Origin of the sequence: Novosphingobium clariflavum (genome assembly GCF_026420865.1) — a bacterium.
Taxonomy (GTDB): domain Bacteria; phylum Pseudomonadota; class Alphaproteobacteria; order Sphingomonadales; family Sphingomonadaceae; genus Novosphingobium; species Novosphingobium clariflavum.
Genome location: NZ_JAPCWC010000023.1, coordinates 18167 through 32256 on the forward strand (window position 1 = coordinate 18167; position 14090 = coordinate 32256).

General features: G+C 67.3%; 13 protein-coding genes. 6 read left to right on the forward strand and 7 right to left on the reverse strand.

Features of this window, described 5'->3' with window-relative positions; translation table 11 throughout:
• The first annotated feature begins 82 nt into the window (after positions 1-82).
• Positions 83-676 carry a septal ring lytic transglycosylase RlpA family protein gene (locus OKA11_RS19600; RefSeq protein WP_267223457.1) on the forward strand — a complete coding sequence of 198 codons (594 nt, stop codon included), beginning with the start codon at positions 83-85 and terminating at the stop codon, positions 674-676.
• Positions 677-696: 20 nt separating this feature from the next.
• On the opposite strand, the gene OKA11_RS19605 is transcribed toward OKA11_RS19600, so the two are convergent.
• The 3 genes from OKA11_RS19605 to OKA11_RS19615 form a co-directional block, all read right to left on the reverse strand.
• A complete protein-coding gene (locus OKA11_RS19605) occupies positions 697-2406 on the reverse strand; it encodes a transferrin-binding protein-like solute binding protein (protein WP_267223458.1) in 1710 nt (569 codons plus the stop codon).
• A gap of 53 nt (positions 2407-2459) precedes the next feature.
• A complete protein-coding gene (locus OKA11_RS19610) occupies positions 2460-3815 on the reverse strand; it encodes a surface lipoprotein assembly modifier (protein WP_267223460.1) in 1356 nt (451 codons plus the stop codon).
• A gap of 160 nt (positions 3816-3975) precedes the next feature.
• Positions 3976-4422 carry a globin domain-containing protein gene (locus OKA11_RS19615; RefSeq protein WP_267223462.1) on the reverse strand — a complete coding sequence of 149 codons (447 nt, stop codon included), beginning with the start codon at positions 4420-4422 and terminating at the stop codon, positions 3976-3978.
• Positions 4423-4522: 100 nt separating this feature from the next.
• On the opposite strand from OKA11_RS19615, the gene OKA11_RS19620 reads away from it, so the two are divergent.
• The 3 genes from OKA11_RS19620 to OKA11_RS19630 all read left to right on the forward strand — a co-directional run bounded on the left by OKA11_RS19620 (position 4523) and on the right by OKA11_RS19630 (position 7676).
• Complete coding sequence (locus tag OKA11_RS19620) at positions 4523-4942, forward strand: Rrf2 family transcriptional regulator (protein WP_267223464.1); 420 nt, start codon at positions 4523-4525, stop codon at positions 4940-4942.
• Between the two features lie 63 nt (positions 4943-5005).
• Positions 5006-5167, forward strand: a complete 162-nt coding sequence (locus OKA11_RS19625; RefSeq protein WP_267223467.1) for a hypothetical protein — start codon at positions 5006-5008, stop codon at positions 5165-5167.
• 331 nt (positions 5168-5498) lie between these two features.
• Complete coding sequence (locus OKA11_RS19630; RefSeq protein ID WP_267223469.1) at positions 5499-7676, forward strand: M3 family metallopeptidase; 2178 nt, start codon at positions 5499-5501, stop codon at positions 7674-7676.
• A gap of 197 nt (positions 7677-7873) precedes the next feature.
• Here OKA11_RS19630 and recN read toward each other — a convergent pair whose 3' ends face one another.
• Both recN and OKA11_RS19640 read right to left on the reverse strand, forming a co-directional pair.
• A complete protein-coding gene (gene recN / locus OKA11_RS19635; protein WP_267223471.1) occupies positions 7874-9589 on the reverse strand; it encodes a DNA repair protein RecN in 1716 nt (571 codons plus the stop codon).
• A 122-nt stretch (positions 9590-9711) separates the two neighbouring features.
• On the reverse strand, positions 9712-10509 hold the full coding sequence (locus OKA11_RS19640; RefSeq protein ID WP_142632683.1) for an outer membrane protein assembly factor BamD: 798 nt from the start codon (positions 10507-10509) through the stop codon (positions 9712-9714).
• 222 nt (positions 10510-10731) lie between these two features.
• Between OKA11_RS19640 and OKA11_RS19645 the strand changes: the two genes are divergently transcribed.
• The gene (locus OKA11_RS19645) at positions 10732-12513 is read left to right on the forward strand and encodes a cation:proton antiporter domain-containing protein (protein ID WP_267223474.1); all 1782 of its coding nucleotides are present in this window, start codon (positions 10732-10734) and stop codon (positions 12511-12513) included.
• 90 nt (positions 12514-12603) lie between these two features.
• Complete coding sequence (locus OKA11_RS19650; protein ID WP_267223476.1) at positions 12604-12864, forward strand: hypothetical protein; 261 nt, start codon at positions 12604-12606, stop codon at positions 12862-12864.
• A gap of 25 nt (positions 12865-12889) precedes the next feature.
• Here the strand turns inward: OKA11_RS19650 and OKA11_RS19655 are convergent, their stop codons facing one another.
• Positions 12890-13528, reverse strand: a complete 639-nt coding sequence (locus OKA11_RS19655; RefSeq protein ID WP_267223477.1) for an acetyltransferase — start codon at positions 13526-13528, stop codon at positions 12890-12892.
• Between the two features lie 12 nt (positions 13529-13540).
• Positions 13541-14050, reverse strand: coding sequence for a DNA-deoxyinosine glycosylase (locus tag OKA11_RS19660; RefSeq protein WP_267223479.1), 510 nt, complete (start codon positions 14048-14050; stop codon positions 13541-13543).
• Positions 14051-14090 lie beyond the last annotated feature (40 nt).

Sequence of the window (14090 nt, forward strand, 5' to 3'; positions counted from 1 at the left end):
CGGCGGCCGCTTCGGCCCGATATGTTCGCCATTTGGACGCCTCGATGGTGCCGTTTATGAGTTTACGGCCTAGGGACCGGGCATGAGCGGCAGTTTAACCGGGGCGCTGAAAGCCCTCCTCGCGATCAGCCTCACATGCGCACTGGCGGCCTGCGGCGGCGCCCGCTACCGCCCGGTCAGCGACACGCCGGTGCGCGTCGGCCCGCCCTACAAGGTGCGCGGCGTCACCTACACGCCCGCCAGCCAGCCCGGCTACGACGTGCTGGGTTATGCGACCTGGTACGGCAGCGAGTCCGGCAACCGCGCCGCCAATGGCGAACGCTTCCGCCCCGGCTGGATCACCGGCGCCCACAAAACCCTGCCGCTGCCCAGCTATGTCGAAGTCACCGCGCTCGACACCGGCCGCCGCATCCTCGTGCGCATCAACGACCGCGGCCCTTACGGCGAGAGCGCGCGCGTGATCGACCTCTCGCGCGGGGCGGCCGAGGCCCTCGGCGTGCGCGGCAAGGGCAAGGCGGCCGTGCGCGTGCGCCTGGTCGAGCCCCCCGAAAAGGACCGCGCCGCCCTGCGCAAAGGCAAGGCGGCGCAGGAACTGCCCCCGATCAGCCCGCAGACGCTGGCGAACCTGCAATCGCAGTTCGCCAAGGGTGTCGGGCCCGGCGCGGGCACGCGCTGAAGCGGGACAAGCGAGATCCGTCAGTCGCGCTTGCCGCCGAACGCCCCCACCATGTAGACCGGGTCGAGCGGATGATTGGGGTCGACCCCCTGCACGCCGCCGAACATCGCCGCCATCTCGGCAGCATTGGGTCCGTAAAATGAGCCGTCGAGCCAGGCCGAGCCACGGAAGCGATCGAAGTCGATGTTGCCCGTAAACCTCGCCCCGGTCTGGCTTGCCGAGAAGCCGAAACGTCCGAAATCGACGATGCCACCATTGGCGCGGTTGGCGCCGCTGATGTCCAGCGTTCCGGCCAGGGAAGCGGCATTGCCAAAGTTGACGGACATGTGAGCAGTGCCACTCAGATCGAACCCATCGGTGGTGTTGGCGCCAATGCCGATAAGCTTGGCCGTATACGTCGCCGTGCCGGATGACGGGAACGACACGGTGGGCACCCCAAAGTGGAAATACTCTCGATAGGTTCCCCATCCGTCTACCGCACCATTGGGGTTGGCTTGTTGGTAGTAGCCGAAAGACGCATAAGTCAGCTTGATTTCGGGGTTGGCCGAGCCGACACGATAGAGATTGAGAGACGCACCGGCGCCATTGTCATACGTCGTGAAGCGTCCGTCCGCGCTTGCAGCCGCCTGGCTCGCCAAAAAGCGCACCGTACGGTCGTAGGAATCGGAGTAGCTCCAGCTACGCCCATCCGCCTCGTAGCGCAGGTCGGCACCATCGCGAGCCGGCCACGAATATCCCATCAACGTACCATCGGCGGTGGACTCGTGGACCCCCATTTGCGAGGCATACAGGACAAAATCCTGACTGACGTTCAGGTTGACGAGAGTGGTGTTGACCCCGGTGGTGCCCTTGCGCCCCATCAAGGTCCCGACAATCCCACCATTTCCGAACGTGCCATCACCATAAAAGGCAGCGCCGACTTCTTCGCTCGCGGGTCCGTAGAAGCGCCCATCGAAGGTACCGTTAAAGCCCGTCGTCGTGGCAAGCGAAAACTTGCCGCTAAACGCATTGCCCGATGCCATCGCCCCGGATCCCCGGAAGGCTGAAGGAAAGAACCAGGAGGTGCCATCAGACCAGCTCTCGCTAACCCCGACATCGACCAGCATCTGCCCGGAACCGAAGTCGACCGAGAGATTGCCTGCCCCGGCGTAGGACGTAAGTCCTCCCGATCCCAATAGAACGACATCGTAAGTTCCGGCCCCACTACGCGGAACGTTCGCATCCGGGGTTTCGACGCCATACGTGAAGGCGTCGATCGTACCGTCGACCTTGCTGCTGCCCTGCCGCGTCCGCTGCCAGAAGCCGGAGCCGACATATTGGTAATTCAGGGCACCCGATGTACCGGCCTTCGTCAGCAGAAGGCTGTCTTCCGTGTCCCCCTTCTTGCGCGCGTAGGTAACCTGATCGGCGTTCTGGCTAGCGATATCCGCATTCGCGAAAGTCTGTGATCGCCCCGCCGTCGATACCGTATACGCGCCGGTCTTCGCGTCATACCCGAAAGCGAGGCTGGCTTTAGCAGCCGTCACTTTCGCTGCATCGCCGTTCAACGGATAGCTGCCAGTGCCGGTGGCCGCGTTGTTTGTAAAACTCTCGCTGACAAGCGGAGCGACGAGATCTTCGTTCGCGGTCGTCGGTGTCGGCGCCGGCGTGGGCGCCGGCGTGCTGTTGACGTCGCCGCCGCCGCCACCGCAGGCGGCCAGCATCAGGCTCAGCGTCGTCAGCGACGTCATCGTGGCAAGCTTAAGAGGTCGCACCCTCATCATGAACTCTTCCCCTGTTGCGATCAGAATGCCGAGGTGATGCCGAATTCGGCAGCCACGCGGCGGTAGTCGTAGATTTCGATGGTCGAGCGGTTGCGCTCCCAGCGCAGGCGCACCAGCGGCGCGAACGTACCGACGTGGAGCGCGCGCAAGGTCGCCGCGATACTGGCCGAGTAGCGATCCTCCATCCGCCGTTTCGGATAGAGGAACAGCCGCTCGTCCGCCTCCAGCCGGCTGTAGCCGACAGTGCCGACCAGCGTCGTGCGCCCGAGTTCGCGGAACAGGTAGGCCGAAACCCCGCCGCTCGTCAGCGAGTAGCCCGGATCGCGCACCGCCTCGCGGAAGCCGTAGACCTGCAGGCCGCCGCCGAGCCGCGCCGTAAAGGCGCGGTCGAGGCTGGTGGAGAGCGTGTAGTCCCAGCCGGTCTGCAAGGCATTGCGGCGGTTGTCGACGTGGCTGGCCCCGCCCTCGACCCGCAGCTGTCCGCGCTTGCCCATCGGGTGCTGGATCGCGGCCGTGCCGCCAAGGCCCAGCGAATAGGGATCGAGCCCGTACCAGCGCCAGGTCGGGCCCGCCGACAGCGTCACCAGATCGCGGCCCGAGGTGAACTGCGGCCCGCTCTGCAGCGCCAGCGAGATGTCGTCGAAGCGGCTTTGCCGGTAGAGCGTCGCGCTGGTCGACAGCCGCGTCATCAGTTCGGCGCCCTGGGTCAGCCCCAGCCGGACATAGCCCTGCCCGCGCACGTTGACGCCGAGCCCGGACTTGGCCTGGGCATCCTCGTCGAGCGTGAAGTCGCCGATCACGGTGCCCAGCTTGTCGCCGCGGGTCGCGCGGTTGATGTTGCTGTCGGGCGCCAGCGCAAACTCGATCGAGCCGCCGAACGGCTTGTTCGCAGTCAGCGCGCGGCTGTAGAAGCGCACCAGTTGCTCGACTTCGGGCGGCAGGCCGGAGGCCGAGGCGGCGCGCAGTTCGCGGCGGGCGGCGGCCAGGTTGCCCATCTGCGCCTGCATCCGCGCCAGTTCGAGACGCACCCGCGCCGCCCCCGGCTTGTCATCGAGAATGCGCCGCAGTTCCAGCGCGGCGTCGCCGTAGCGGTGCTGCTGGTCGCCCAGCATCATCGCCAGGCGGAAGCGCGCCTCGGTGCGGATTTCGAGGTCGCGGTCCTGCGTCAGGGCGCGGTAGGCAGCTTCCGCCGTGGCGAAGTCGCCGCGCGCACGCGCCTCGTCGGCCAGCGCAAAGACTTGCGCGGCGGAAAGGTTGCCGGTGACGGTTGGCGGGCCAGAAGCCGGCCCTGCGGACGGCGCAGAAGCCGGATCGGCAGGCGTCGCCGCCCCCTCACCTGCATCCTGCGCACCCGCGCCGGTTGCGAGGCCCGCCAAGACCGCCGCAACCAGTCAATGATGAATAGAAATATCGCACCCCTGTTTGTCAGCGGGTTACGATAAAAACCAAGTATTTGTCCATATGTTGCGGATGCGAATTGCAGCGCAAAGCATGGCTCCGACAGCAATTGTCACCGTTACATGCCGTCACACGGGATCAGGCCGCCTGCTCCGCGTAGAGTTCGGCTTCCTTGCCGATCAGGATGTCTGCAAGGAACCAGTAGGCCTCGCCCCAGGCGGCCAGTACTTCATCGCTCGCCGCCTCGCCCAGCACGTCGCGGATCGCGGGCAGCAGCGCCTCGGCCACCAGCGGATAGTGCTCGGCCTTGACGCCGGTATCGACATGGCGCTGCACCATGCGGGCAACCGCGCCGGTCAGGTTCTGCAGCTTGTCGACGTTCTGCGCATAGCCGAGGATCGCGGCGGCGAGACGGCGCGGCTGCTCCCCCGATTCCTGCGCGGCCTGGTCGAACATCGCGCGCACGCCCTCGTTCTGGAACAACCGCTCGTACATGCGGGTGGTGATCGTCACGCCGTGCTCCTGGAGCGCGGGGGCGGTGGCCTTGATCGTGGCGATCGTGGTTTCGCTGAGAGGAGCTGCCATTGTTCGACTCGTCCTTGTGCTGCCAAAAGATGCAAACTGGATGCATCTATACGCGGCGACAGAAAGATGTAAATAGGGAGCATCATTTAAGGAGAAGCCCGTGCGCCTCACCGCGCATACCGATTACGCCCTGCGCATCCTGCTCCACGCCGCGATGGATCCCGAGCAGTTGCTGTCGATCGCCCAGGTGGCGCAGGCCCATGCGATCTCGCGCAACCATGCGATGAAAGTGGTGAATGTGCTGGGCAATGCGGGCCTCCTCGAGACGGTGCGCGGGCGCGGCGGCGGTTTCCGGCTGGGCCGTTCGGCGCAGGACATCACCCTCGGCGAAGTGGTCCGGCTGACCGAGCCCCATCTGCAGCCGGCCGATTGCGGCAACTGCCTGCTGCAGGCGGCCTGCGGGCTGACCGGGCTGCTGCGCCAGGCGGTCGGCGCCTTTCTCGCCGAACTGGACCGGCACACGCTGGCCGATGCCGCCGCGGGAACCCGCCTGCCGTTCATGCTATCGCCGCGCGCGTGAATTAATCCTCACCGGGAACCTTCGGCATCCCCGTGCGTTTCACGATAAAGAGGAGAGCATGCCATGAACATCGGTGCCGAGATTCCGTTTCGCCGCAGTCGTTTTGCGCGGCGTACGGGCTCGCTCATTTTCGACCGCCAGCACGAAGACCGCCTGCGCCAGAGCACCGAGGGTGAACAAGCCCCGATGCGGATCTGGTCGAACGGTCGCTTCCGGTCGAACTGACGGCGCACCCGCACAAGGCACCGACCTTGCCGAGATCCCCCGGCGGCGGCGCAAGTCCTGGATGAAGGTGCCTGGCTTCAGGGCCTTGATGACAGGAACGGGTGACCGTCGACGCGCCGGAGCGCAACAAGCTTGCGCTCCGGCGTTGCCATGCTTGGCACATGCGAAAGCCCGAAAGGCATGTTGCGCAATCGCGCGCGCCCACCCCGGCAAGCGCTTGCAAGCCCCGGTTTTCTGCGCTTCAACCCCTTCACCGACCAACCGCGGCACCCCGCACCCCCGGCGCGATCCCGCGCGCCCCGCCCGGTGCCGCCGTCAGGAGAACTGATCGATGAAGACCCGGCTTATGGCCGCCGCCGCCCCGCTCGTCCTCGGCGCCGGCCTGCTTGGAGGCATGCCCATGACTGCCCTTGCCAAGACCGCTCCGGCCAAGGATGCGGCCGCCGCTGCCACCCCCGCCTATAGCGGCCCCTTCGCGCAGCCGAGCACCCTGCCCTTCCACGCCCCGGACTTCGCCCAGTACAAGGACAGCGACTGGCAGCCCGCCATCGAGGCCGCCATCGCCCAGAAGCGTGCCGAGATCGCCGCGATCGCTGCCAGCAAGGCCAAGCCGACTTTCGCCAACACCGTCGTCGCCATGGAACGCGCCGGCGGCATGTACGACCGCGTCAACAATGTGTTCGGCCAGCTCACCTCGGCCAATACCAACGACACGCTGGACGCCGCCGAAACCGCGCTGAGCCCGCAGATCTCCGCGCTCAACGACGACATCTACCTGAACGACGCGCTGTTCGCCCGCGTCAAGGCCGTGCATGACAGCGCCGCCGGCAAAGCGCTGAAGGGCGAGGACGCGATGCTGCTGTCCACCACTTACGCGCGCTTCGTCAATCGCGGCGCGCTGCTGGCGCCCGCGCAGAAGGCCGAGCTCAAGCAGCTCAACCTCGAGATCGCGACGCTGGAGACCAAGTTCTCGCAGACGCTGACCAACGGCACTGCCGCCCACGCGGCGGTGTTCGACAGCGCCGCCGAACTCAAGGGCATGAGCGATGACGCCATCGCCGCCGCCGCCAAGCGCGCCGCCGATCAGGGCAAGCCCGGCAAGTACGTGATCCCGCTGCTCAACTTCACCCAGCAGCCGGCGCTGACCGAACTGCAGAACCGCGATGCCCGCAAGAAGCTGTTCGAGGCCAGCATCACCCGCACCAGCTCGGGCGACCAGTTCGACACCACCGGCATCGTCAGCCAGCTGGCGGTGGCCCGCGCCAAGAAGGCGCAGCTGCTCGGCAAGCCCGATTTCGCCACCCTGCAGATGTACAGCAGCATGGTCACCTCGCCCAAGCAGGCGATGGACTTCATGAAGGGCTTCGTTCCCGCCCTGCGCGCCCGCCAGGACAGCGAGGCAGCGCTGCTCACCGAGGCCGCCCGGGCCGACGGCGTGACCGGCGATCTCCAGCCCTGGGACTGGAGCTACTACGCCGAGAAGGTCCGCAAGGCGAAGTACGACCTCGACGAAAGCGCCATCAAGCCTTACTTCGACGTGTGGAACGTGCTGGAAAACGGCGTTTTCTATGCCGCCACCCAGACCTATGGCATCACCTTCAAGCGCCGCGCCGACCTTTCGGGCTACCACCCCTCGATGCGCGTCTACGAAGTGTTCGACAAGGACGGCTCGTCGCTGGCGCTGTTCTACTATGACCCGTTCTCGCGCCCCAACAAGAAGGGCGGCGCCTGGATGAACAACTTCGTCGACCAGTCCTACCTCACCGGCAACAAGCCGGTCATCGTCAACACGCTGAACATCGACCCGCCTGCAGGCGGCCAGCCGCCGCTCGCCAGCTGGGACAACGTGACGACGATGTTCCACGAATTCGGCCACGCGCTCCACGGCTTCTTCGCCAGCCAGAAGTACCCCTCGCTCTCGGGCACCAGCACCGCGCGCGACTTCGTGGAGTTCCCCAGCCAGTTCAACGAGAACTTCGCCACCGTGCCGCAAGTGCTGCAGCACTATGCCAAGCACTACCAGACCGGCGCGCCGCTGCCGGACGGCTTGCTCGCCAAGATCGAGGCGGCGGGCAAGTTCAACCAGAGCGTGGCGCTGGGCGAGACGCTGACTTCGGCGATGCTCGACATGTCGTGGCACACGCTGACGCCCGATGAGGCCGCGCAGCCGCCGATGGCCTTCGAGGCCAAGGCGCTGGCCGAAACCGGCCTGCGCACCGACCTCATCCCGCCGCGCTACAAGACGCCGTACTTCCGCCATATCTGGGACAACGGCTATGCGGCGGGCTACTACGCCTACATCTGGACCGAAGTGCTGGCGCACGACGGCTGGGCCTGGGTGGTGAAGAACGGCGGCATGACCCGCGCCAACGGCGACCACATCCGCGCCAGCTTCCTGGGCCAGGGCCATTCGAAGGACTTCGCGGTGATGTACCGCGACTTCACCGGCCACGACCCGAGCGTCGAGCCGATGCTCGAGGCCCGCGGCCTGACCGCCGGCAGCAAGTAGGAACGCGCAAACGGGCAGGCCAGAACCTGCCCGTTTCTTCATGTGCGGGGCGAGAGAGGCCGCCGCGCCGGTGCGCGCTCTAGAGCGCTTCCCGAGTCACTGCGTGTTCCACTCCGTTCGAAAAACGCTCTGACCAGATTCTTTGTTTTCCGCGTTTTTCCGAGTCACTACGTGTTCCACTCCGTTCGAAAAACGCTCTAGGCGCGTTCCAGCAGGCGGCTCGCCTGTGCGCGGGCTTCCTCGGTCACTTCCGCGCCGGACAGCATCCGTGCGATCTCTTCCTGCCGCTCGGCATCGCTGAGCGGGGTCACCGACGTGCGCGTCACCGTGCCTTGCGAGGACTTGGCGATCATGAAGTGCCGGTCCCCGCGCGCCGCGACCTGGGGGCTGTGGGTGACGGCGAGCAGCTGCCCGCCCCGTCCTGCATTGCCCCGGCCTGCATCGCCCTTACTTTCATTCCCGCCGCCGTTCGCCAGGCGCGCCAGGCGCTCGCCGATGGCATCGGCCACCGCGCCGCCGACCCCGCGGTCGATCTCGTCGAAGATTACCGTGGCGGCGCCGCCTTCTTCGGCCAGCGCTACCTTGAGCGCGAGGATGAAGCGCGAAAGCTCGCCGCCCGAGGCGATCTTGGCAAGCGGGGCGAAATCCGCGCCCGGGTTGGTGCTGATGAGGAATTCCACCGCGTCCATGCCATGCGCGCCCCAGCGGTCCTCGCCCAGCTTGACCACCGAAGTCTGGAACCGCGCGGCATCGAGCTTGAGCGGGGCGAGTTCGGCGGCGACCGCCTTGTCGAGCCGCTTCGCCGCCGCGCGGCGCACGTCGTGCAGCGCCTCGGCGTGCTTGCGATAGGCCAGCGCCGCCTTCTGCGCCGCCGCCTCGAGCCCTGCCACATGCTCCTCGCCGCCCTCGATGGCGTCGAGCGCCTCGCGCATCTCGCGCATCCTGGCGGGCAGTTCGTCCACCGCGCAGAGCTGCTTGCGCGCCGCGGCCCGCAGATCGAACAGCCGCGTCTCGATCCGGTCGAGCTCGTTGGGATCGAAAGCCAGCGCCTCTGCCGCCCGTTCGAGCTTTTCCTCCGCCTCGCTCGCCTCGATCACCGCGCGGTCGAGCGCGGCGAGCGCGTCGCCCAGCAGCGGATGCTCGCCGGCGATCCGGTCGAGCCGCCGGGCCCCGGTGCGCAGCTTCGCCAGCGGCGAATCGGAGCCGCTCCACAAGTGCTGGAGCGCAGTGAGATCGTCGGTGAGCTTCTCGCCCTTCTGCATGTCCGCGCGGGCATGGGCGAGTTCCTCTTCCTCGCCCTCCTGCGGGGCCAGCGCGGTGAGTTCGGCAAGGTGGGCCAGCAGCAGGTCCTGGTCCTCGGCCGCCTTGGCGACTTGCGCACGGGCGGCATCGAGCGCGCCCTGGGCGCTGCGCCAGGTCTTCCACGCCGCTTCCACGACCGCCGCGTCGCCGCCGGCAAACCGGTCGAGCAGCGCGCGGTGGCCCCTCGGGTTCACCAGGCCGCGATCGTCGTGCTGGCCGTGGATCTCGACCAGCGCGGGGGCGATCTCGCGCAGCAGCGCCACGCTGACCGGCTGGTCGTTGAGGAAGGCGCGGCTGCCGCCGTCGGCCTTGAGCTGGCGCTTGAGGATCAGCGGTTCGCCCGGCTCGATCTCGAGGTCCGCCTCGTCGAGCAGGCCGCGCACCGCGGCGGGCAGCGCCGCGAACTCGAAACTGGCGGTGACGCTGGCGCGGTCCTCCCCGGCGCGGACGAGGCCGCTGTCGGCGCGGTTGCCGATGACAAGCCCCAGCGCGTCGAGCAGGATCGACTTGCCCGCCCCCGTTTCACCGGTGAGAACGCCGAGACCGCGCCCGAAATCAAGGTCGAGCGCTTCGATCAGCACGATGTTGCGAATGGCGAGCCGGGTCAGCATGTTCGCGTTGCGTTCTAGCGAAAAGATTTTCGCCCGTCACGCCCCTATCGCACATCCGCAAACGAAAACACCGGCCGCTCTCAGGAGCGACCGGTGTTAAGCAGGTTCGCGGCAATCGCGCCTCAGGCGGCGAGGTTGCCCGGCGCGTGGCGGCGCATCAGGCGATAGGCGCGCTGGTACCACTTCGACTGCGGATAGTTGTTTTCCAGCACGGCGGCGGCCTTCTGCGCCTCGTCCGGGATGCCGAGGGCCAGATAACCCTCGACCAGGCGGAACAGCGCCTCGGGGGTGTGGCTGGTGGTCTGGAAATTGTCGACCACGTTGCGGAAGCGCAGCGTTGCCGCCAGCCACTTGCCGCTGTCCTCGTAGGAGCGGCCGATGGTCATTTCCTTGCCGGCGAGGTGATCGTTCACCAGGTCGATCTTGAGCTTGGCGTCCGAGGCATAAGGCGAGTTCGGATAGCGGCGCATGACGTCGGTCAGCGCCTGCTTGGCCTGCTCGGTGGTCTTCTGGTCGCGCGTCACGTCGCTGATCTGCTCGTAGTACGAGATCGCCACGAGGTAATAGGCGTAAGGCGCGTCCTTGTTGCCCGGGTGGATCGAGAGGAAGCGCTGCGCCGACTGGATCGCCTTGTTGTAATCGCGCGAGGCGTAATAGCTGAAGGCGCTCATCAGCTGGGCGCGGCGGGCCCAGGGCGAATAGGGATGCTGGCGCTCGACTTCGTCGAACAGCGCGGCGGCGGCACGGGTCTGGCCCTTGTTCAGGCGGTCCTGCGCGGCGGCGTAGAGCGTGTCGACGTCGCGCGCGACATAGGCAGTGTCCTTGTTCTTGCCCCCCCGACCGGCACAGCCGGCAGTGAGAACGAGAGCCCCGGTAGCGGCGGCAAGGAGAGCGATCTTGAAGCGCGAGCGTTCGAACATGGGGCCGGTCTATAGACAGCGCTTTGCTGAACGCCAAGTGAAGTTACGCGCCTTTACACTTTGGCGTGCGAGACCGTCTGGAAATTCGCGGCAAGCGGATCGCGCGGAAGGAGCGGATGGGGGAACCGGCGGGAGAGCGGATGGTGGAGCGGATCGAGGAGGGGAAATATATCCGGCCAACCGCATTGTCTGCGCCTGCGGCCCTGCCATAGTGAATGGACAATGGCCGGTACCAACGCACTTTCCTCCCCCGTCATGTCCGACGCGCTCGTCATCCTGGGCGCGGCGGGCATCGTCATCCCCGTGTTCAACCGCTACCGCATCACTCCGGTGATCGGGTTCATCCTCGTCGGCCTGCTGGTCGGGCCCTTCGGCCTCGGCCGGCTGGTGTTCGACCATCCCTGGCTGTCCTGGGTGACGATCACCGACCCCGACGGGCTGGAGATCTTCGCCGAGTTCGGCATCATCCTGCTGCTGTTCTCGATCGGCCTCGAACTTTCGTTCGCAAGGCTCTGGGCGATGCGGCGATTCGTGTTCGGGCTGGGCTCGCTGGAACTGCTGCTGATCTGCGGTTCGCTGACCTTCGTGTTCGCCACGCTGGGCCAGAGCCTGACCGGGGCGATGGCATTGGGCCTCGCGCTGGCGCTGTCCTCCACCGCGCTGGTGCTCAAGATCACCAATACCGGCACCCCGGTCGGCCGCGCGGCGCTGTCGATGCTGCTGTTCGAGGACATCGCCCTCGTCCCCATCGTCTTCCTGCTCGGCGCGCTGGCGCCCCATGCCCAGGGCGCGGGCATGGACGGCCTCATCCACACCCTCGTCTGGGGCACCGGGGTCGTCGTGCTGCTGCTGGTGGCCGGGCGCTTCCTGCTGCCGCCGCTGTTCGCGCAGGCGGCGCGCACCAAGAGCCCGGAACTGTTCCTCAGCGCCAGCCTGCTGGTGGTCATCCTCGCCTCGCTGGCGACGGCGGCGACCGGCCTCTCGCCGATCGTCGGCGCGCTGGTCGCCGGGCTGCTGATCGCCGAGACCGAGTACCACACCGAGGTCGAGGAGATGACCGAGCCGTTCAAGGGCCTCGCCCTCGGCGTGTTCCTCATCACCGTGGGCATGCGGATCGACTTGTGGGTGGTGTGGGAGAACCTCGGCTCGATCCTGATCGCCACGGCGGGCGTGATCGTGCTCAAAGCGATCGTCACCAGCCTGCTGCTGCGCCTGATGGGCGCGCGGCGCGGCACGGCGGCGGAAACCGGCATCCTGATGTCGAGCCCTTCGGAAACCACGCTGATCGTGCTCAGCGCGGCAGGCGCGGCGCAGCTGATCCAGCCCGGCACCGCGATGTTCTGGCAGATCGTCACCGCGCTCGGCCTCACCATCACCCCGGCGCTCGCCAAGATCGGCAAGATCATGGCGCGGCGCGTGGAAGGCGTGGAAGCCCCGCACCAGCCGGTCGAGGCGCCCGACACGCCGCCGACGCTGATCGTCGGCTTCGGCCGCGTCGGCCATCTCGTCGCCGACATGCTGACCCGCCATGGCCGCCCCTATCTCGCGGTCGACAGCAATACCGACATCATCACCGAGGGCCGCCGCCGGGGCTATACCGTCGCCTTTGCCGATGCCGCGCGCGGCGATGCCATGCTCCGCCTCGGCGTCGCCGGCGCGGCGGCGGTGATCGTGACGATGGACGAGCCGGTCTCCGCCCAGCGCATCGTCCGCAAGCTGCGCGCCGATTTCCCGCACCTGCCGATCATCGCCCGCGCGCGCGATACCGACCATGCCGGCGTGCTCTACCGCGCCGGCGCCACCCATGCGGTGCCCGAGACGCTGGAAAGCTCGCTGCAACTGTCCGAGGCCGCCTTGGTCGAGATCGGCGTGGCAATGGGCCCGGTGATCGCCTCGATCCACGAAATGCGCGACGAATTCCGCGAGCAGATCATGGAACAGGGCGGCCTGTCGCAGAAACCGGCGCTGAAGTCGGGTCAGCTGCGCGAGGCGGAGAAGGCGTGAGTTGCTGATGCCCGTCCCCTGCCCGCCGCAAGAAACCCGTTAACAAGCGGCGCCAATTAGGCCAGAGGCGCTCCTTTTTCGGAACATACGATGAGCGAAGACGAAAGCCCCGCAGAAGCCCCCGCCGAAAATCCGGTCGAAGCACCTGTCGAAGCCGGCACGCTGGGCCGCACCCAGAAGCGGCTGCTGCGGCGCATCTTCAACGGACGCACCACGCCGGTCGTGGTCGATGACCAGCCGTTCCTCACCTACAAGGAAGCGCTGCGCTACCTCGAAACGCTGCCGCAGGAGGCGATGGATGCGGCCTATGCGGTCATGAAGCCCTTTGCCGACCGCAAGGCGGGGGACTGACACCTTTCTGCCAAACACCCCTGTCTCAGGGCCTCCCCCTCCGCACCGACACGGCGGGGATCCCGACAACCGTATCGTCGGCCGCCACGTCGCGGGTAACGACGGCACCGGCCCCCACCACTGCATTCTCGGCCAGATACAGCCCTGGCAAAACCGCGGCATTGATCCCGACGAAGCCCCCCGGCGCCATCCGCACACCGCCTGCCAACCGCGCACCGGGACACAAGTTGCCATAATCGCCCACGGCACCGTCATGGTCCACGCTCGCCGCGTGGTTGACGATGACGCCGCAGCCCAGCACCGCACGCGGACCGATGATCGCCCCCGCCAACACTGCCGTCCCCGCCCCGATGCAGGCGCTGGGCGACACGATGGCAGCGGGGTGCACGACGCTCGCCAGTTCCGCGCCCCAGGCCAGCAAGGTCTCGCTGATCTCCCGGCGCAGGGCGTTGGAACCGCAAGCCGCGATGAAGCGGTCGCCCCGTGCGATTCCGCCATCGGCAATGGCGCCGAGACTGCCGAGCCAGGGGCAATCGAACGCAGGCGCCACCGCCGCCGCGTCCATCGCGGCCAGTCCCGCGACCGCCATCCCCGAGAGCACGGCCGCCTCGTAGACTACCGAGGCATGCTGACCGCTGCCTCCCACGACGATAATCAGGGCCATCGCATCACTCCCTCACCGCAAATACCCCTCGATCTGCCGCCATGCCGCCAGTTTCGCCGCTCTCGGCAGGCTGGCGTGGGCTCCGCTCGACGAGGGCAGGTCGAGCAGCGCCCAGCGGCTTTCGTTCCCGGCCAGCTGCCGGCGTCCATCCCTCGCCGCCTTGCCGCCGTTGAAGGCGATCAGGCGCAGGGACGGCAGCGTTGCGGCAAAGGCGGCCAGATCGCGGTGCCTCGCCTCGCGAATGGCGGTGTCGAGACTGCCCTGTCGCCGCGCGCTCTCGATCACGTCCCACAGGCCGACATGGTGACGCCGCAGCCGTGCGAGCCGCTCGGCATATGGCGCGGCGGCGAGGTCCTGCTCGGCCAGCACTTCGCCCAGCAGCCACCAGAAGGCATTGCCGCGATTGGCGTAATACTCGCCCGCCGCCAGCGATTTCTCGCCGGGCAGGCTGCCCAGCAGCAGCACGCGCGTATCCGCATCCGTCACCGGCGCGAAGGCGGTCTTGAGCGGGGTATCGGCCATCGCCCTTCAGCGAAAAGGGCGGGTGTGACCCCGCCCTCTC